Source organism: Agreia sp. Leaf335 (assembly GCF_001423605.1).
Lineage (GTDB): Bacteria > Actinomycetota > Actinomycetes > Actinomycetales > Microbacteriaceae > Agreia.
Genome location: NZ_LMOQ01000005.1, coordinates 1 through 17779 on the forward strand (window position 1 = coordinate 1; position 17779 = coordinate 17779).

At 66.5% G+C, this 17779-nt stretch carries 18 protein-coding genes and 1 rRNA gene; 18 read left to right on the forward strand and 1 reads right to left on the reverse strand.

Features of this window, described 5'->3' with window-relative positions:
- From rrf to der, 17 genes are all read left to right on the forward strand, one after another.
- A 5S ribosomal RNA gene (gene rrf, locus ASF79_RS16700) occupies positions 1–75 on the forward strand; the annotation flags it as partial.
- A gap of 478 nt (positions 76–553) precedes the next feature.
- Complete coding sequence (locus ASF79_RS16705; protein WP_235500812.1) at positions 554–1393, forward strand: hypothetical protein; 840 nt, start codon at positions 554–556, stop codon at positions 1391–1393.
- Entirely contained in the window at positions 1365–2384 is a 1020-nt protein-coding gene (locus ASF79_RS16710) for an HAD-IIA family hydrolase (RefSeq protein ID WP_055857344.1), read from the forward strand. Before ASF79_RS16705 ends, ASF79_RS16710 begins: the two co-directional genes overlap by 29 nt.
- Before the next feature lie 28 nt (positions 2385–2412).
- Complete coding sequence (locus ASF79_RS17605) at positions 2413–2568, forward strand: hypothetical protein (protein WP_200933597.1); 156 nt, start codon at positions 2413–2415, stop codon at positions 2566–2568.
- Positions 2561–3364: a TlyA family RNA methyltransferase gene (locus ASF79_RS16715; protein ID WP_055857347.1), complete on the forward strand. Its 804-nt coding sequence runs from the start codon at positions 2561–2563 to the stop codon at positions 3362–3364. Before ASF79_RS17605 ends, ASF79_RS16715 begins: the two co-directional genes overlap by 8 nt.
- Positions 3365–3366: 2 nt before the next feature.
- A complete protein-coding gene (locus tag ASF79_RS16720) occupies positions 3367–4281 on the forward strand; it encodes an NAD kinase (RefSeq protein ID WP_055781845.1) in 915 nt (304 codons plus the stop codon).
- Positions 4274–5980, forward strand: coding sequence for a DNA repair protein RecN (gene recN, locus ASF79_RS16725; protein WP_055857350.1), 1707 nt, complete (start codon positions 4274–4276; stop codon positions 5978–5980). The genes ASF79_RS16720 and recN overlap by 8 nt, the downstream gene beginning before the upstream one ends.
- A 118-nt stretch (positions 5981–6098) precedes the next feature.
- Positions 6099–7862 (forward strand): CTP synthase, encoded by a 1764-nt coding sequence (locus ASF79_RS16730; protein WP_055857352.1) that lies wholly within the window; start codon positions 6099–6101, stop codon positions 7860–7862.
- Positions 7855–8508, forward strand: coding sequence for an NUDIX domain-containing protein (locus ASF79_RS16735; protein WP_055857356.1), 654 nt, complete (start codon positions 7855–7857; stop codon positions 8506–8508). Before ASF79_RS16730 ends, ASF79_RS16735 begins: the two co-directional genes overlap by 8 nt.
- 3 nt (positions 8509–8511) lie before the next feature.
- Positions 8512–9438 carry a site-specific tyrosine recombinase XerD gene (gene xerD / locus ASF79_RS16740; protein ID WP_055857361.1) on the forward strand — a complete coding sequence of 309 codons (927 nt, stop codon included), beginning with the start codon at positions 8512–8514 and terminating at the stop codon, positions 9436–9438.
- A gap of 85 nt (positions 9439–9523) precedes the next feature.
- Entirely contained in the window at positions 9524–10414 is an 891-nt protein-coding gene (locus ASF79_RS16745; RefSeq protein WP_235500813.1) for a ParA family protein, read from the forward strand.
- Positions 10398–11225 (forward strand): segregation and condensation protein A, encoded by an 828-nt coding sequence (locus ASF79_RS16750; RefSeq protein WP_055857364.1) that lies wholly within the window; start codon positions 10398–10400, stop codon positions 11223–11225. Before ASF79_RS16745 ends, ASF79_RS16750 begins: the two co-directional genes overlap by 17 nt.
- Complete coding sequence (gene scpB, locus ASF79_RS16755) at positions 11215–11835, forward strand: SMC-Scp complex subunit ScpB (RefSeq protein ID WP_055857367.1); 621 nt, start codon at positions 11215–11217, stop codon at positions 11833–11835. Before ASF79_RS16750 ends, scpB begins: the two co-directional genes overlap by 11 nt.
- The gene (locus ASF79_RS16760) at positions 11822–12631 is read left to right on the forward strand and encodes a pseudouridine synthase (RefSeq protein ID WP_055857370.1); all 810 of its coding nucleotides are present in this window, start codon (positions 11822–11824) and stop codon (positions 12629–12631) included. The genes scpB and ASF79_RS16760 overlap by 14 nt, the downstream gene beginning before the upstream one ends.
- Positions 12632–12634: 3 nt before the next feature.
- The gene (locus tag ASF79_RS16765) at positions 12635–13717 is read left to right on the forward strand and encodes a prephenate dehydrogenase (protein ID WP_055781819.1); all 1083 of its coding nucleotides are present in this window, start codon (positions 12635–12637) and stop codon (positions 13715–13717) included.
- Positions 13718–13719: 2 nt separating this feature from the next.
- Entirely contained in the window at positions 13720–14454 is a 735-nt protein-coding gene (gene cmk / locus ASF79_RS16770; protein WP_082496020.1) for a (d)CMP kinase, read from the forward strand.
- A gap of 25 nt (positions 14455–14479) precedes the next feature.
- Positions 14480–15988, forward strand: coding sequence for a ribosome biogenesis GTPase Der (gene der, locus ASF79_RS16775; RefSeq protein WP_055781817.1), 1509 nt, complete (start codon positions 14480–14482; stop codon positions 15986–15988).
- Between the two features lie 44 nt (positions 15989–16032).
- Here der and ASF79_RS16780 read toward each other — a convergent pair whose 3' ends face one another.
- Positions 16033–17307, reverse strand: a complete 1275-nt coding sequence (locus ASF79_RS16780) for an HNH endonuclease signature motif containing protein (protein ID WP_055857373.1) — start codon at positions 17305–17307, stop codon at positions 16033–16035.
- Between the two features lie 76 nt (positions 17308–17383).
- Between ASF79_RS16780 and ASF79_RS16785 the strand changes: the two genes are divergently transcribed.
- Positions 17384–17779: a DUF3054 domain-containing protein gene (locus ASF79_RS16785; protein WP_055857375.1), complete on the forward strand. Its 396-nt coding sequence runs from the start codon at positions 17384–17386 to the stop codon at positions 17777–17779.

Genomic DNA, 17779 nt, shown 5'->3' on the forward strand with positions numbered 1-17779 from the left:
AACCCGGAAGCTAAGACTCTCTGCGCCGATGGTACTGCAAGGGGGACCTTGTGGGAGAGTAGGACACCGCCGGACTCCTATTACACGAATGGCCACCCCTCACCGGGGTGGCCATTCGCTGTTTAACCATCCATTCACTGCTACGACACGCGTGACCGTGTACCGTGTGTGAAGCATTGGATGAACCAATCAACTACACAGCATTCAGAGCACGCCGCGGAGTCCGCGTCAGCGTGGGGAGATATTTTCGATGACCGATTCACCTGATCGAGGTCCGCAGCGACCTGGCCGACGAGACGATGCTCCCCGCCAGAACCGGGGTCCGCAGTCCGGACGTCCGTCGGGGTCGGATCGTCCCGATCGACCGAACCGCGGCGACCGTCCGAATCGCCCCGACCGACAGGGTGGTACCGACCGCCCTGCACGCGACGGCGATCGACCTCAGCGTGATCGGCCTGTCCGCGGCGGGCGTCCCGACAGGGGCTCCGACCGTAAGCTCTGGACCAGTGGCGGTAAGCCGGCTCGGAACGACCGCGACGCGCGTTCACGCGAGGTGGAACTCAGCGAAGAGGAGAAGCAGGCTCGAGCTCTCCGCGCCGTGCGGCCGCGCCATGACGACCCGGAGATTCCCGAGGGTGTCACCGCGCGGGATCTCGACAAGGGTGCGCGCAACGAGTTGAAGACTCTCAGCAAGGAGAACGCCGAGGGCGTTGCTCAGCATCTCGCCATGGCTGCGAGGCTCATCGAGTCCGATCCGGAGCTTGCTCACCGGCACGCCATCTCCGCTGCGCGTCGCGCCGGCCGCATCGGCATCGTTCGAGAGACCCTTGCCATCACGGCCTATGCCACGGGTGATTACGCTCTGGCTATCCGGGAGCTGAGGACCTACCGTCGTATCTCGGGATCGAACGAGCAGCTCGCCCTGATGGTCGACAGCGAGCGCGGCGTCGGGCGCCCCGATAGGGCCCTCGAGGTAGGCAGGTCTGTTCAGCGATCCGAGCTGTCGTCGGCCACCCAGGTCGCCGTCGCGATCGCCATGAGCGGTGCGCGCCTCGACCTCGGTCAGACCGAGGCGGCGCTCGACGAGCTCGACATACCCCAGTTGAACCCCGACGTGGCCTACTCGTACAGTGCCGATCTGTTCTCGGCTTACGCCGATGTGCTCGAGGACCTCGGCCGGGTCGATGAGGCGGAGTCGTGGCGTGAGCGAGCAACACGCGCCGACGCGGCTCTCGGCGGTGATGACGGCGACCTCGTGGAAGTCTATGAAGAGGACATCGTCTTCGATTCCGTCGACGACGTGATCAGCGACGCCGCTCAGCGTGCGCCCGAAGAACAGCGTGCGCCGGAAGAGGAGAACGGCAGTGAGCCTGTTCGCCCGTCGGACTCGTAGCGTGGCAACCCCTCTCGACGGGGTCGACGTGGTCCTCGCGGATCTCGACGGTGTCGTCTATCAAGGGCCCACAGCGATCCCCTTTGCGGTCGACGCGCTGTCTCGTGTCTCGGCATCCGGAGCCCGGGTGGGCTACGTGACCAACAACGCGTCGAGAACCGACACCCAGGTGGCAGAACATCTTTCTAGCTTCGGGTTGAACGTCTCGCCGAGCGACGTCGTGACCAGCCCGCAGGCCGCCGTCAGGCTTCTGGCCGGCCTCGTCGAACCGGGTTCCCTGATTCTCGTCGTCGGCGGCGACGGCCTCATCGACGAACTCGGCAAAGCCGGGTTCCGTGTCACGCGCGATGCCGCCGATCAGCCGGCCGCAGTCATCCAGGGCTTCTCGCCCGACGTGGGGTGGAAGCAGCTGGCGGAGGCGAGTTTCGCACTTCACCGGGGCATCCCGTGGGTGGCGACGAACACCGATTGGACCATTCCCGTGGCCGGCGGAATCGCCCCGGGCAACGGCACACTCGTGTCTGCGGTGCACACGGCGGTCGGACGACTGCCTGTGGTCGCGGGCAAGCCCGAGGTACCGATCTTCGAGGAGGCCCAGCGCCGCTTCGATGCTGTGTCACCTCTCTTCGTCGGAGACAGGCTCGACACGGACATCCTCGGAGCGAACCGCGCGGGAATGCCCGTGGTGCACGTTCTCACTGGCGTCGATAAGGCCAAGCAGCTTCTGTCGGCGAAGCCCGACGAGAGGCCGCAGTTCATACTCGACGACCTTCGCGGCCTGTTCGAGCCGTATCCCGAGACGACCTTCTCCAAGGACTCGCAGAAAGCGACGGTCAATCGCGCTACAGTCCTCATCCGTGGCAACGATGTCGTGGTGGCCTCGGCCGGAGACAATCCGACCGACCTGCTTCGGGCCGCGTGCGCGGTCATCTGGAAGTCCGGACGCGCCATCTACGGTCTGCAGGTACCCGAGGAGCTCTACGCCGGTTGAGCGATGCAGCGACGGTACTCTAGAAGCTGTGACTGACGCCGACCCCGTGATCTCGAACGCGCTCCTCTCGCGCGTACGTGTCATCGAACAACAACCACTCGACGCCCGAGCCGACGCGTACGTGCAGCTGCACGATGCGTTGCGCGTGCGGCTCGAGGGCGGGGACGCCCTACTCGATGACTGAGTCTCGACTCGACGCCGCTCTATCTGCTGTCGGGCTCGCTCGGAGCCGTACGCACGCCGCGCAGCTCATCACGGCCGGCCTGGTACGAGTCGACGGAGTGGCCCAGGTCAAGGCGTCTTTCCGTGTGCGAGAAGGCCAGGCGCTCTCCGTCGACGGTGACGACGGCTATGTGAGTCGGGCGGCCGGCAAGCTCGTCGCTGCTCTGGATGCCTTCCCCGACGTGGTCGTGGACGGCCGGCTCGCGCTCGACGCGGGTGCATCGACGGGCGGCTTCACCCAGGTCCTCCTGGAGCGCGGGGCCCGGCAGGTGATCGCTCTGGATGTCGGTCACGGACAGCTCGCCTCGGTGGTCGCCGACGATCCGCGCGTTCGCGTCGTCGAGGGTTTCAATGTGCGCTTCGCCACGCCGGAGACACTCGCCGCGGCAGCTCTGGTAGACGAAGCGCCCTCGCTCGTCGTGGGAGACCTCTCGTTCATCTCGCTCACCACGGTTCTGCCGGCCTTGCAGACGGTAGCGACGCCCGATGCCGACTTCGTTCTTCTGGTGAAGCCTCAGTTCGAGGTGGGTCGCACCGGTATCAGGGAGGGCATCGTCAAGAATGCCGGCCTTCGCGGCGAGGCTGTGACGCGGGTGCTGTGGAGCGCCTTCGATCTCGGTCTCGGAACGGCGGGAATCGCATCCTCCCCAATCGTCGGGGCCGCTGGCAACAAGGAGTATCTGATCTGGTTGAGCGCGCTTGTCGGTCGTAATCCGACAGAATGGTTGGATCGCGTGACCAGAATGACGGGAGTCTGAGAATGGTGAACCAGCGCAACATCCTCGTGGTGCTGCACACGGGCCGCCAGGATTCGGTCGACGCCGCTGTGCGGGTCTGCGCTCAGCTGCGTGACGCCGGTGTCACTGCCGTGATCGCCCCCCAAGAGGTCGACGACGTCGGAGCCTACCCCGAGCAGCTCGCGGGCATGCCCGTTCTCGGCGTCGATGTCGACATGGCCGATCTCGAGCTCGTCATCGTGCTCGGCGGAGACGGAACCATTCTTCGCGCGGCCGAGCTCGTGCGCGGGTCTGCCGTTCCTCTGCTCGGTGTCAACCTGGGCCATGTCGGTTTTCTCGCCGAGAGCGAGCGAGAAGATCTCACCGAGACCGTGAGGCGGGCCCTCGCGCTCGATTACCACGTCGAGGAGCGCATGACGCTCTCCGTGCGAGTGAAGGTCGACTCCGAGGTCGTCTACGAGACGTGGGCGCTGAACGAGGCGACCGTCGAGAAGGCGAGCAGGGAACGCATGCTCGAGGTCGTGATGGAGGTCGACGGCAGACCGTTGTCGAGCTTCGGATGCGACGGCGTTGTCATGTCTACCCCGACGGGATCCACGGCGTACGCCTTCTCCGCCGGCGGACCGGTGGTCTGGCCGAGTCTCGACGCGCTGCTGATGGTTCCACTGAGCCCGCACGCGCTGTTCGCGCGGCCGCTCGTGGTCGGTCCGGATTCGGCTCTCGCCGTCGAGGTGCTTCCGCGAACCCAGGGCACCGGAGTGCTGTGGTGCGACGGCCGGAGAACCCACGACCTGCCTCTCGGAGCCCGCGTCGTCGTACGCCGTTCCCCCACCCCCGTGCGGCTGGCGCGCCTGCACCTGGGGCCGTTCTCCGATCGTCTGGTGGGCAAGTTCAATCTGCCGGTATCAGGATGGCGAGGCCCCGTTTCCCGTGATTAACGAAATCTCCATTCGAGACCTCGGTGTCATCGACGATGCTGTGCTGCCGCTCGGCGCGGGCTTCACCGCCGTGACCGGCGAGACCGGCGCGGGCAAGACGATGGTCGTGCAGGCTCTCGGCCTCGTGCTCGGCGCGCGCGCCGACTCCGGAACGGTGCGAAGCGGAAGCAAACAGGCTTCGGTCGAGGGGCGGTGGCTGGTGCCTGCTCAGGGCGACATCGCAACGCGGGTACAGGATGCCGGGGGAGACCTCGATCCTCAGGGCGACGATCTGGCGGAGCTCATCCTGTTGCGCACCGTCTCGAGCGAAGGGCGCAGCCGGGCCGTCGTCGGCGGCCGTGGTGCTCCCGCGAGTCTCCTCGCCGAACTCGGCGAGCATCTGATCGTGGTGCACGGTCAATCCGACCAGATGAGACTCACCTCGTCGACGGAGCAGCGCGCCGCCCTCGACCGGTTCGCCGGCGAGGCCGTCGCGGGTGTCGCCGCTCGATACGCCGACGCGTTCGGTCGCGCCCGTGCCGCTCGAGCCGAACTCTCGCGGCTCGTCGACGAGCGCGATGAACGCGCACGCGAGGCCGATGGGCTGCGCGTCGCTCTCGCCGAGATCGCCGAGGTCGACCCGATCGACGGCGAAGACGTCGAACTCGCGGAGCGCGCCGAGAAGCTCACCAATCTCGAAGATCTGCGCCTCGCGGCCGAGGAATCCCGCGACCTCGTGTCGAGCGAGGCCATCGACTCTCATCCCGACATCATCGGGCTCTTAGACAGCGCGCGTCGCCAGCTCGAGCGAGTGGCTCCGCACGATGCGGCCCTGGCCCCCATCGTCGACTCGCTGGCCAGCGCGGGTTTCCTGGTCGCCGAGGTCTCCACCCAGCTCTCCAGCTATCTCGCGTCACTCGATGCGGACTCGGCCGCGGAGCTCGATTCCATTCAGCAGCGTCGCGCCTCACTCGCCGTGCTCGCGCGAAAGTACGGACCAGAGCTGGCCGACGTGATCCGTTTCGGAGAGTCGGCGGGTCCGCGTCTGCTCGAGCTCGACAACGACTCGGATCGCATCGAGCAACTCGGAGCAGAGCTCGAAGATCTCGATGCGCAATCTGTCGCTCTCGCCGCGGAGCTCACCACCGCGCGCACCGAGGCCGCCGTCGAACTCTCCGCGCGGGTCACCGACGAACTCGCCGCCCTTGCGATGCCCACGGCGCGACTCGTCATCGAGGTCTCGCCACGTGACGAGCTGAGCGCCTCGGGAGCCGACGCCATCACGTTCCTGTTGCAACCGCACGGCGGCAGCGCTCCTCGACCGCTGGCCAAGGGTGCATCGGGCGGCGAGCTCTCGCGAGTGATGCTCGCCATCGAGGTGGTTCTGGCTGCAACCGACCCCGTGCCCACCTTCGTCTTCGACGAGGTCGATGCGGGCATCGGCGGAGCGGCCGCGATCGAGATCGGACGTCGACTCGCGCTGCTCGCCAAGACCTCTCAAGTGATCGTCGTGACCCACCTCGCCCAGGTCGCGGCATTCGCCACGAACCACCTCACCGTCGTCAAGGACTCGTCTGGCGCGGTGACCGCGTCGAGTGTCACCCAGCTCGACGGCGATGCGAGGGCGGCCGAGATGGCGCGACTGCTGTCGGGTCTTCCCGACTCGAAGAGCGGTCTCGAACACGCCCGCGAACTGCTGGATCTCGCGGCAGCAGGATAGCTCTACTCGCTCGGCGGACCCGCCGGGCGAGAATCACGGGTCGCACCGCCCACCACGACTGTTAGGATGAAACTCCGTGGCAGATGGTCAAAATCCCCAGGTCCTTTCCGGCTCGTCGATGGCATCCCAGGCGGGCACTCCGGTGACCGGCCTCCCCTCGACCTCGAACACCCCGACGAAGCACATCTTCGTCACCGGCGGTGTGGTTTCCAGTCTCGGCAAAGGCCTCACGGCCGCCAGTCTCGGCAATCTCCTCACCGCACGCGGACTGCACGTCGTGATGCAGAAGCTCGACCCGTATCTGAACGTCGATCCGGGCACCATGAACCCGTTCCAGCACGGCGAGGTCTTCGTGACCGACGACGGCGCCGAAACCGACCTCGACATCGGTCACTACGAGCGCTTCCTCGACATCAACCTCGACCAGGCCGCCAACGTGACGACCGGTCAGATCTACTCGACGGTCATCGCCAAGGAACGCCGCGGCGAGTACCTCGGCGACACGGTGCAGGTCATCCCGCACATCACCGACGAGATCAAGCGCCGGATGCGGCTCCAGGCCGAGCAGCCGGCCGACGGTTCACCGCGTCCCGACGTGATCATCACGGAGATCGGGGGCACGGTCGGCGACATCGAGAGCCAGCCGTTCATCGAGTCGGCCCGCCAGGTGCGACACGAGCTCGGTCGTAAGAACGTGTTCTTCGTGCACGTCTCGCTGGTGCCCTACATGGGCGCATCCGGCGAGCAGAAGACGAAGCCGACGCAGCACTCCGTTGCCGCTCTGCGCTCGATCGGCATCCAGCCCGATGCGCTCGTGCTGCGCAGCGATCGCCCCGTCTCCGAGTCGAACAAGCGCAAGATCGCGCTGATGTGCGACGTCGACGAGGCGGCCGTCGTGAATGCCGTCGACGTGCCCAGCATCTACGACATCCCCACGATGCTGCACAACCAGGGTCTCGACGCCTACATCATCGACAGCCTCGACCTCACTCAGGGTGCCGGAGACGTCGACTGGTCTCGCTGGTCGCCTCTGCTCACCGCCGTGCACGAGCCAAAGCACGATGTGACGATCGGCCTGGTCGGCAAGTACATCGACCTGCCCGACGCCTACCTCTCGGTCACCGAGGCGCTGAAGGCCGGCGGGTTCGCGCACAAGACGAAGGTCGCGATCAAGTGGATCCCGTCGGACAACTGCGAGACTCCGGAGGGCGCCGCGCGCGAACTCTCGGAGGTCGACGGAATCTGTGTTCCCGGCGGATTCGGCGTGCGGGGCATCGAGGGCAAGCTCGGTGCGCTCCGCTTTGCCCGCGAGAACGGCATCCCGACACTCGGACTCTGCCTCGGCCTGCAGTGCATGGTCATCGAGTACGCCCGGCACGAGGCCGGCCTCGAGGGTGCGTCGTCGAGCGAGTTCGATCCCGACACAGAGTTCCCCGTCATCGCCACGATGGCTGAGCAGGTCGACATCATCGCCGGGGGAGACCTGGGCGGCACGATGCGACTGGGGCTCTACGAGGCCAAGCTCGCCGAAGGCTCTATCGTCGAGGCGCTCTACGGGGCTCCGGTCGCCAGCGAGCGACACCGTCACCGCTACGAGGTCAACAACCACTACCGCTCGCAGATCGCGGATGCGGGTCTGTGGTTCAGCGGAACGTCGCCCGACGACTCGCTGGTCGAGTATGTCGAGCTTCCGCGCACGGTGCACCCGTTCTACGTCGCCACCCAGGCGCATCCCGAACTGCGCAGCCGGCCCAGCGACCCGCACCCGCTCTTCCGTGGACTCGTCGAGGCCGCGCTCGAGCGGCACGAGGCATCCAGCCTCTTCTCTCAAGACGAGGCCGCGTCCATCGGCGAGGTCGACGGGGTAGCGTCCGGTGTCTGAGAACCTGCCCGTCGACGAGCTCGCCGATGAGCGCATCGACCTCCCGATCGTCTCGAGCGAGGTCGTCTTCAAGGGTGCCATCTGGGATGTGCGGCGCGAGACGTTCGACTACAACGGCGATCAGATCACCCGCGAATTCGTCGATCACACGGGAGCGGTCTCCGTTCTCGCCGTAGACGACGAGGATCGGGTTCTCCTGATCAGGCAGTACAGGCATCCCATCCGTTCCCGCGAGTGGGAGATTCCCGCAGGCCTGCTCGACGTCGCCGACGAGGATCCGCTCGAGGCGGCGAAGCGCGAGCTGGCCGAGGAGGTCGACCTCTCCGCAGACTCGTGGAGTGTGCTGAGCGACTACGTGACGACCCCCGGGGGAAACAACGAGGCGATCCGCGTGTACCTCGCCCGTGGTCTCACCGACACCGACGCCTTCGCGCGCGAAGACGAAGAAGCCGACATCGAGAAGCGGTGGGTGCCTCTCGACGAGGCCCTCGACGCGATCGTGGCCCGGCGCGTGCAGAACCCTTCTCTGGTCGTGGCCGTCTACGCGGCGTTCGTCGCTCGGTCTCGCGGATGGTCGACCCTGGCCCCTGCGGATGCGCCATGGCCTCAGCGGGAGGCGCTGCGCAGCTTTCGGCAGTCGTCGTAGCGCATGGCTCTCGAGCCGCAGGTGAACGAGTACCTGCGTCACCTGACGATCGAACGCGGGCTGTCGGTCAACACGCTTGCGGCCTACCGCCGAGACCTCGGCCGCTACACCGATTGGCTCGCGGCTCAGGGCACATCGGATGCCCGGCTCATCACCCCGGCGCAGATCGGTCTGTTCGCTGGGTCGCTGCGCACCGTCGAGAGGCAAGACGAGGCTCCGTCGGCACCCCTCGCGGCCTCGAGCGTCGCGCGCGTGCTGTCATCGGTGCGCGGCTTCCATCGACATCTCGCCGACGAGGGGGCCGTCGAGAGTGATGCAGCGCGGGAGATCAAGCCGCCGAAACTCGCCAGCAGGCTCCCGAAGGCCATCACGATCGACCAGATGAGCACCCTCCTCGGCGCCGTCACCGGAGACGATGTGCTGGCTCTCCGCGACCGTGCCCTGCTCGAGATGCTCTATGCCACCGGCGCCCGGGTGTCGGAGGCCGTGGGGCTCAACGTCGACGACGTGATGGACGACGCCGAGATCGTTCGCCTGATCGGCAAGGGCAGCAAGCAGCGGGTCGTTCCGGTGGGCAGCTTCGCGCGTGAGGCGGTGGATGCCTATCTCGTGCGGGCGCGACCGGTGCTGTCGGCCCGTGGTCGGGCGACGCCGGGACTCTTCCTCGGCCAGCGCGGCCAGCGGCTGTCACGCCAGGGGGCATGGCTGGTGATCCAGTCCGTCGCCCGTCGTGCGGGACTCGAAGCACACGTCTCGCCGCACACCTTTCGACACTCTTTTGCAACCCATTTATTGCAGGGCGGGGCCGACGTGCGCGTGGTGCAAGACCTGCTCGGCCACTCGTCTGTGGCCACGACACAGCTCTACACTCTGGTCACCGCCGACACGCTGCGGGACATGTACGTGACGGCTCACCCGCGGGCGCGCTGAGCCGCCTACACGGCCGGGCGTCGCAGGGCCGGTACAGTTGAGTTCGTTCCGGTGACACTTGCCGGGAGGAATGGGAGCAGCGTTCGTGGCGGGCACTAAGAACACCGGTCGGTCCGAGCTTCCGGGACTCGAGACGCCGAAGTTCGGCCCCACGGGGCGACCCCTGCGCGAGTTCGCAGATCCTGCACCGCTCAAGTCGCACGGCCCCGCTCGAATCATCTCTCTCTGCAACCAGAAGGGTGGAGTCGGCAAGACGACGACCACCATCAATCTCGGTGCGACGCTCGCGGGCTACGGCCGCCGGGTTCTCGCCATCGATTTCGACCCGCAGGGTGCTCTGTCGGCCGGCCTCAACGTGAACACGCACGACGCGCTGACCATCTACGACCTCCTGCTCGGAAGCGCCAAGGATCCGTCCGCCGCGATCCAGCACACCTCGGTCGAGGGACTCGATGTGATCCCCGCGAACATCGACCTGTCGGCCGCCGAGGTGCACCTCGTGAACGAGGTCGCACGAGAGACGATCCTGGCTCGGGTTCTGCGAAAAGTCAGCGCCGACTACGACGTGATCCTCATCGACTGCCAGCCATCGCTCGGGTTGTTGACGATCAATGCCCTGACCGCCAGCCACGGTGTGTTCATTCCCCTCGAGTGCGAGTTCTTCGCCCTCCGCGGTGTCGCGCTTCTCGTCGAGACCATCGACAAGGTGCGCGACAGGCTCAATCCGGCCATCGAGCTCGACGGCATCCTCGCGACGATGTACGACCCGCGCACGCTTCACTCGCGCGAGGTGCTCGAGCGAGTCGTGGATGCGTTCGGTGACGCCGTACTCGAAACCGTGATCGGTCGCACGGTCAAGTTCCCCGACGCGTCCGTCGCCGGCCGTCCCATCACTCAGTTCGCACCGGAGCACTCCGCGGCGAAGGCGTACAAGCAACTGGCCCGAGAACTGGTCGCGCGTGGCGCGGTCGCCTAGCCCAGACCTCTACGCGGGCGAGAACGCGCCCGCGTTCCAACTCCGCCTCGAGAACTTCGAGGGTCCGTTCGACCTGCTGCTGTCGCTCATCTCGAAGCACGAGCTCGATATCACCGATATCGCGCTCAGTAAGGTCACCGACGAGTTCATCGGCTTCCTCCGAGGTCTCGACTCCGCCGAGGAACTCGATCGTGCCTCGGAGTTTCTCGTCGTGGCCGCCACTCTGCTCGATCTGAAGATCGTCGGCCTGCTGCCGCAGGGCGAACTGGTCGACGCTGAGGACGTCGCGCTCCTCGAAGCCCGCGACCTTCTCTTCGCCCGTCTGTTGCAATACCGAGCGTTCAAGCAGGTCGCCGAGTGGTTCGGCGAGAGCTTCGACGCTGAGTCGACCCGACACGTGCGTCAGGTTCGACTGGAAGAGAAATACCGTCAACAGACCCCGGAACTCGTGTGGACGTTGACGCCGGACGACTTCGCTGCGCTTGCCGCCCTGGCACTTTCCCCGCGCGAGATTCCGACCGTGGGACTGGAGCACCTGCACGCGCCGCTGGTGAGCATCCGGGAACAGGCGGCCCACGTCGTGACCCTGCTGCGTTCGAGCGCGGGCCCGGTGTCGTTCCGCCAGCTCATCGCCGGCGTCGCCGAGAAGGGTGTCGTGATCGCCCGGTTCCTCGCGGTACTCGAGCTCTACCGGCACGCGTCGATCTCGTTCGAGCAGATCGAGCCGCTCGGAGAACTCACGCTCAGCTGGACGGCCGAGTCGTGGACCGAGGAGAACCTCTCTAATCTGGGAGCGGACTATGACAATTGACACCTCGATCGAGGACCTCCCCGCCGCCGACGACCCTGCCGCGCCCGCACCCGTCGTGGTCGCCGATGTCGACCGCGCGCTCGAGGCGATCCTCATGGTCGCCGACGAGCCGCAGAGCCTCGTCGCTCTCGCCACGGTGGTCTCACGCCCCGTCGCCGTCGTGCGGCAGGCCATCGAACGACTCGTCGATGATTTCGACGGCGTGGGCGGATCGATCCGGCGTGGCTTCGAGCTGCGCGAGGTCGGTGGCGGGTGGCGGCTCTACGTCCGCGCCGATTACGACTACGTGGTCACCGACTTCGTGTCGACGCAGAACCCGTCGCGGCTGAGTCAGGCCGCCCTCGAGACTCTCGCCGTGATCGCCTACAAACAGCCGATCTCTCGCGGGTCCATCGCCTCGATCCGTGCGGTGAATGTCGATTCCGTCGTGCGAACCCTGCTCGGCAGAGGGCTCATCACCGAGGTGTCGACCGATGCCGAGACGCACGCGATCCTCTACGGCACGACCGATCTCGTGCTCACCCAGTTGGGCCTCAACTCCCTCGATGAACTCCCACCGATTTCGCCGCTGCTCGCAGACGGCGCGGAAGGCTTTGATGAACGACTTTGACGATGCACAGGCGCCCGCCACACCCGACGAGACGGGCATTCGTCTTCAGAAGGTGATGGCGGCTGCCGGAGTGGCCTCGCGTCGCGCCTCCGAGGAGCTGATCGCCGCCGGCCGTGTGCGGGTGAACGGCCAGGTCGTGCGCGAGCCGGGGCGACGGATCGATCCGGCCGTCGACAAGCTGGCCGTCGACAATGTCGCCATCCAGCTCGATCAGTCGAAGCGCTACGTCATGCTCAACAAGCCCGTCGGGGTCGTGTCGAGCCTCGCCGACGAGAACGGCCGGCCGGATCTGCGCGAGTTCACCGAGCAGTACGAGGAGCGACTGTTCAACGTGGGCCGCCTCGACGCCGAGACATCTGGTCTGCTGATCCTCACCAACGACGGTGATCTTGCGCATGTTCTCGCCCACCCCTCCTTCGGCGTGATGAAGACCTACATCGCCAAGGTCCGCGGGGCCATGACGCCGCAGACCGTGCAACGCCTGACGAGCGGTCTCGAGCTGGAGGACGGCCCGATCGCGGCCGACAAGGCGCGATTACTCGAGACCTCGAACGGGTTCAGTCTGATCGAGATCACGCTGCACTCCGGTCGCAACCGCATCGTGCGGCGCATGCTCAAAGAGGTCGGTCACCCTGTGGTCGACCTCGTTCGGCGCTCGTTCGGCCCCCTTCACCTCGGCAACCTCCGATCGGGGGCGATGAGGGAGCTCAGCGGTGCAGAGTTGGGCCAGATCCTGACCCTGTCACGCTCCAACGACTCGATCCCGCCCACTGCGTCGCCGGAATCGGGGGAGTAGACCATGGTCGAATCGCGCCTCGACGGCCAGGTCCGCGTCGTCGGCGTCGGACTGCTCGGCACCAGTATCGGCCTCGGGCTGCGGGCCCGGGGCGTCGACGTGATCCTCGCCGACGCGTCTCCGACGAACCTCAGCATCGCCATCGACTATGGAGCCGGTCGCGGTGCCCGCGCCGACGATGCGCCCCGGATCATCGTCGTCTGCGTTCCACCCGACGTGACCGCGCAGATCATCGCGGCGGAACTCCTCGCCTACCCCGACGCTCTCGTGACCGACGTCGCCAGCGTCAAACTCGCGCCGCTCGAGGAGCTGCGCGCATCCGGAGCCGACGTTTCGCGGTACATCGGCTCGCACCCGCTCGCCGGACGCGAGCGGGGCGGCCCGCTGTCGGGTCGGGCCGATCTGTTCCTCGGGCGGCCCTGGGTGGTCGCCGATCACGGGGGAGTGTCGTACCAGCGGGCGGCACTGCTCGATGACCTGATCCTCGATCTCGGCGCCACACTGGTCGAGATGAGTCCCGAGCAGCACGACGCATCGGTCGCTCTGGTATCGCACGTTCCCCAGGTGATCTCGAGCGTGATGGCCCGCAGACTCTCCGATGCGCCCGACGCCGCAGTGAATCTCGCGGGGCAGGGCCTGCGCGACGTGACGCGGATCGCAGCAAGCGATCCCGAGCTCTGGGTGCAGATTCTCGGCGCCAACGCGGGCCCCGTGCTCGACGTGCTGCGCGACTTCCGTGCCGACCTCGACCGCTTCATCGACGCCCTCGAGCACCCCTCGCAGGGTGCGTCGCGGCGCCGCATCAACGAGGAGCTCGCCGGAGGCAACGTGGGAGTCGCTCGCATTCCGGGCAAGCACGGTCTCGACCGGCGATACTCGTCGCTCGTGGTGATGGTCGACGACAAGCCGGGCGAACTGGCGAGGCTGTTCCTGGAGATCGGCGAGGCGAACGTGAACCTCGAGGATCTGCGCCTCGAGCACTCGCCCGGAGCGCAGATCGGCCTCGCCGAGATCTCGGTGCTGCCCGAAGCGGTGCAGCGCCTCACCGATGAACTGTCGCAACGCGGCTGGAGGATTGCAGGATGACGATGCCAGATCGTACGAACACGCAGCACGAGAATGTGGCCGATGTCAACGAGAGCACGACGTTCGTCGTCGCCGTCGACGGCCCGGCCGGCAGCGGCAAGTCGAGTGTGAGCAAGGCCGCCGCCGCCGCACTCGGATACGCCTACCTCGACTCGGGTGCCTGCTACCGCGCTCTGGCCTGGAGTCTGTTGGAGCGCGGCATCGACCTCGAGGACCCGGCCGCCGCCATCGAGGCGCAGAAGACGTTCGACCTCGACATCGGCACGGAGCCCGACGACTACTTCGTACGGGTAGGCGAGATCGACGTCACCGACGCCATCCGGGAACCGCGGGTGACGAACGCTGTGCGCCATATCTCGAAGGTTCCCGAGGTGCGGGCAGGGCTCACGGCTCTGTTCCGACACATCATCCGTGCGACCCCGAATCCCGGGATCGTGGTCGAGGGTCGCGACATCACAACGGTGGTCGCGTCGGATGCGCCCGTCAGAATCCTGCTGACGGCGTCAGAAGAGGCTAGAATGGCGAGGCGTTCCAAGGAACTGACCGATCAGAGTGCTGCCGTCGTGGGTGAACAGCTCCGGTCCAGAGATCAGGCCGACTCCCGAGTCGTCGATTTCATGAACGCCGCCGATGGTGTTCTCACCCTCGATTCAACCGAACTCGACTTCGACCAGACCGTTCACGCGGTGGTCGAGATCGTCCACACTCAAACAGCGAGGATCTCGCATGGCCGATAAAAAGGCTCCCAACCCGTCCAGCCCGATGACCGACTCTGAAGACGACTTCGAGGGCACCGATCCGACCCTGCTCGACAGGCTCGGTACCCTCGACGACGAGCTGATCTCCGCTCGCACCGAGACGCTGCGCGCGGGTCTCGCCGACTTCGATCTCGACGACGACGACCTCGAGATCCTCGAGGCCGCGACCGACGACCCCGACGCCATCACCTACCTGCCGGCGCTGCCTGTGCTCGCGATCGTGGGACGGCCGAACGTCGGCAAGTCCGCGCTCGTGAACCGCATCCTCGGACGCCGCGAGGCCGTGGTCGAGGATACCCCGGGTGTCACGCGCGACCGCGTCTCGTACAAGGCGGAATGGGCCGACCGCTTCTTCACGATCGTCGACACGGGCGGATGGGAACCCGACGCCAAGGGCATCAACGCGTCCGTGGCCATGCAGGCCGAGATCGCGATCGACCTGGCCGACGCCGTTCTCTTCGTCGTCGACGCGAACGTCGGTGCCACGTCGACCGACGAGCACGTCGTCCGCCTGCTGCGCAAGGCGAAGAAGCCCGTCTATCTCGCCGCGAACAAGGTCGACGACCTGCGCCAGGAACCCAACGCCTCTGTGCTGTGGTCGCTGGGCCTCGGAGAGCCGTACCCCGTGTCGGCTCTGCACGGTCGCGGTGTCGCCGATCTGCTCGACATCATCATGAAAGACCTGCCTCAGGTCTCCGCCGTCGCGAAGCAGGAGGTCGGCGGCCCGCGTCGCGTGGCCATTCTCGGTCGCCCCAACGTGGGCAAGTCGTCGCTGCTGAACAAGGCCGCCGGCGAGGAGCGCGTCGTCGTCAACGAGCTCGCCGGAACCACGCGCGACCCGGTCGACGAGCAGGTCGAGATCGCCGGACGCATCTGGCGTTTCGTCGACACCGCCGGCATCCGCCGTCGCGTGCACCTGCAGCAGGGCGCCGACTTCTACGCGTCGCTGCGCACCTCGGCGGCGCTCGAGAAGGCCGAAGTCGCCGTCGTGATGATCGATGTGACCGAGCCCATCAGCGAGCAGGATGTGCGGATCATCGACCTCGTCCTCGAGTCCGGCCGCGCACTGGTGCTCGCCTTCAACAAGTGGGACATGCTCGACGACGAACGTCGTCGCTACCTCGAGCGTGAGATCGAACAGGATCTGGCGCACGTGTCGTGGGCTCCCCGCGTCAACATGTCGGCCAAGACCGGTCGTCACCTCGAGAAGCTCGTCCCCGCCCTCGAGCTCGCGCTCGACTCGTGGGACACGCGCCTCCCGACGGGCAAGTTCAACGCGTTCCTCGCTGAGCTCACCTCGGCCCACCCGCACCCCGTGCGCGGTGGAAAGCAGCCCCGCATCCTGTTCGGAACCCAGGCGTCGAGTCGCCCGCCAACATTCGTGCTGTTCACGACGGGGTTCCTCGACCCGGGCTACCGTCGCTACATCCAGCGCCGACTGCGCGAGGTCTACGGCTTCGAAGGCTCGCCGATCATCGTCAGCATGCGCGTGCGCGAGAAGCGCAAGCGCTAGCCGACAAGCACGCGAAAGAGATTAAGTGAGGAGCGTCGATCCGGTTACAGGGTCGGCGCTCCTGTCATTTGCACCGCTGGATGCGTGACGTACGTCTTCTTCGTCGGCGACGTCCATTCGAGGGTGCCGCCTCCGCGATGCACGTAGACCCAGTCGGTGCGGTGCTTCAACGAGTGATGACCACGGCAGAGGTGCGCGAGGTTGTCGTGAGCCGTGAGTCCCTCTGCGTTCCAGTCGGTGCAGTGGTCGCAATCGCTTCGACGCGCCAGTCTGTTGCAGCCGGGAGCCCGACAGGTCTCATCTCGCACGCGCAGCCATCGACGCAGGTCGGCGGGAACTTCGTAGTGGTCGCGTCCGACGGAGAGCACCGTGCCCGTCTCAGGGTGGGTGAGCAGTCGGTAGAAGCTGGGAGCCCGCGCAGCCACTCGACGGGCAGTGTCGGCGTCGATCGGTCCGTATCCTTCGAGCGTGGCCGGTTCTTCACTCATTCCGAGCAGTGTGAGGGCGGGCACGGTAACGAGCACGGTCGGTCTGATGCCCTGGCTCGCCCCGGCGAGCGTCGGCTCGCCGTTCTCGAGCAGGTCGAGAGCGACGTCGGCGATCAACTGGGTGAGCGTGCGGCTTTCGTCTGCTGTCTGCAGGCCACGTGCGATGTCGCTCAGCCGGTTGTAGACCGCCTGGGCCCGCGCGCACGGCACGTACGCCGTGAGCCACGACATGCCGTCGTGGGCAGGCTTCAGCTCGACTGACCGATCGAGGGCTGCGGTCGCCCTTCTCGACTGGATGCTTTCGGGGTGCGTGAGTTCACGCAGTCGCCGAGCGCGCCGTTCGAGTTTGGACACGGTGAGCATCTCGGCATCGGCGAGAACGGCGTCCTCGAAGGGGATACGACTCTCTGTCGGCAGCGATAGCGCCTGATCGATGATGACCTGCGCATGCCGATAGCTCAGCACGCCGCGGCTGAGTGCTTCGTAGGTGCCGGGGAGCTGATGCAGCAGTGCTTCGCTTTCGTCGATCAGGCGGGACATGGTGCGCTCGGGAATGCTCAGGGCCGCCGCCAGCTCGGACTCGAGGACGCGTCGGCAGGTGACCTCGGGCGACCAGCCCATGGATCGGGGAGCGTTCTCGAGTTGGTATGTGAATTCGCACCACTGGCGCGCGTCATCGATGGTTTTGGCCCGGCGGGCGTGCGCCCTGTTGAGCTCAGCATTCGCGTCGATCGAATCGTCGACGAGTAGGCCGAGCACGTTCATCAGCGAGCGATGCGACGAGAACGCGGTCTCGTCGGGCGGTGCGTGCATATCGTTCGTCGTGTGCATGTTCCAAGTCAACACGCACCCTCCGACATCGACCCGACCGACAGCTTCACAGGGATGTGAACCGTAGGATCTTCAGGTGCCCACCCCCGTTTCAGCCCCTCGTCTCGCCCTCATCGCCGCCGTCGCAGACCTGGTTCTGGTGCTCGTCTTCGTGCTCATCGGTCGGGGCAGTCACGAGGAGGGCTTCACCCTGCTCGGCACGCTGAACACCGCATGGCCGTTCGAGGTGGGGCTCGCTCTGGGGTGGCTCGTCTCACGAGCGTGGCGCGAGCCCCTGTCGATGAGGCGAGCGGCTCTGCCGGTCTGGGCATCCACCGTCGTGATCGGTGTACTTCTGCGGGCCCTCAGTGGTCAGGGCGTCGCCGTGTCGTTCGTGATCGTGACGCTCCTGGTGCTCGCCGCGTTCCTGTTCGGCTGGCGCGCCCTCGCCGGGCTCGTCGTCACCCGCCGGAATCGGCGCGCGGCTCAGTAA

What these genes read in the sequence shown, in the direction of transcription:
- ASF79_RS16760 (WP_055857370.1), top strand. Translation starts at nt 11,822, where the DNA reads ATGAACGACTTTGACGATGCACAGGCGCCCGCCACACCCGACGAGACG.
- scpB (WP_055857367.1), top strand. Translation starts at nt 11,215, where the DNA reads ATGACAATTGACACCTCGATCGAGGACCTCCCCGCCGCCGACGACCCT.
- xerD (WP_055857361.1), top strand. Translation starts at nt 8,512, where the DNA reads ATGGCTCTCGAGCCGCAGGTGAACGAGTACCTGCGTCACCTGACGATC.
- ASF79_RS16765 (WP_055781819.1), top strand. Translation starts at nt 12,635, where the DNA reads ATGGTCGAATCGCGCCTCGACGGCCAGGTCCGCGTCGTCGGCGTCGGA.
- ASF79_RS16730 (WP_055857352.1), top strand. Translation starts at nt 6,099, where the DNA reads ATGGCATCCCAGGCGGGCACTCCGGTGACCGGCCTCCCCTCGACCTCG.
- cmk (WP_082496020.1), top strand. Translation starts at nt 13,720, where the DNA reads ATGCCAGATCGTACGAACACGCAGCACGAGAATGTGGCCGATGTCAAC.
- ASF79_RS16715 (WP_055857347.1), top strand. Translation starts at nt 2,561, where the DNA reads ATGACTGAGTCTCGACTCGACGCCGCTCTATCTGCTGTCGGGCTCGCT.
- der (WP_055781817.1), top strand. Translation starts at nt 14,480, where the DNA reads ATGACCGACTCTGAAGACGACTTCGAGGGCACCGATCCGACCCTGCTC.
- ASF79_RS16780 (WP_055857373.1), bottom strand. Translation starts at nt 17,307, where the DNA reads ATGCACACGACGAACGATATGCACGCACCGCCCGACGAGACCGCGTTC.
- ASF79_RS16720 (WP_055781845.1), top strand. Translation starts at nt 3,367, where the DNA reads ATGGTGAACCAGCGCAACATCCTCGTGGTGCTGCACACGGGCCGCCAG.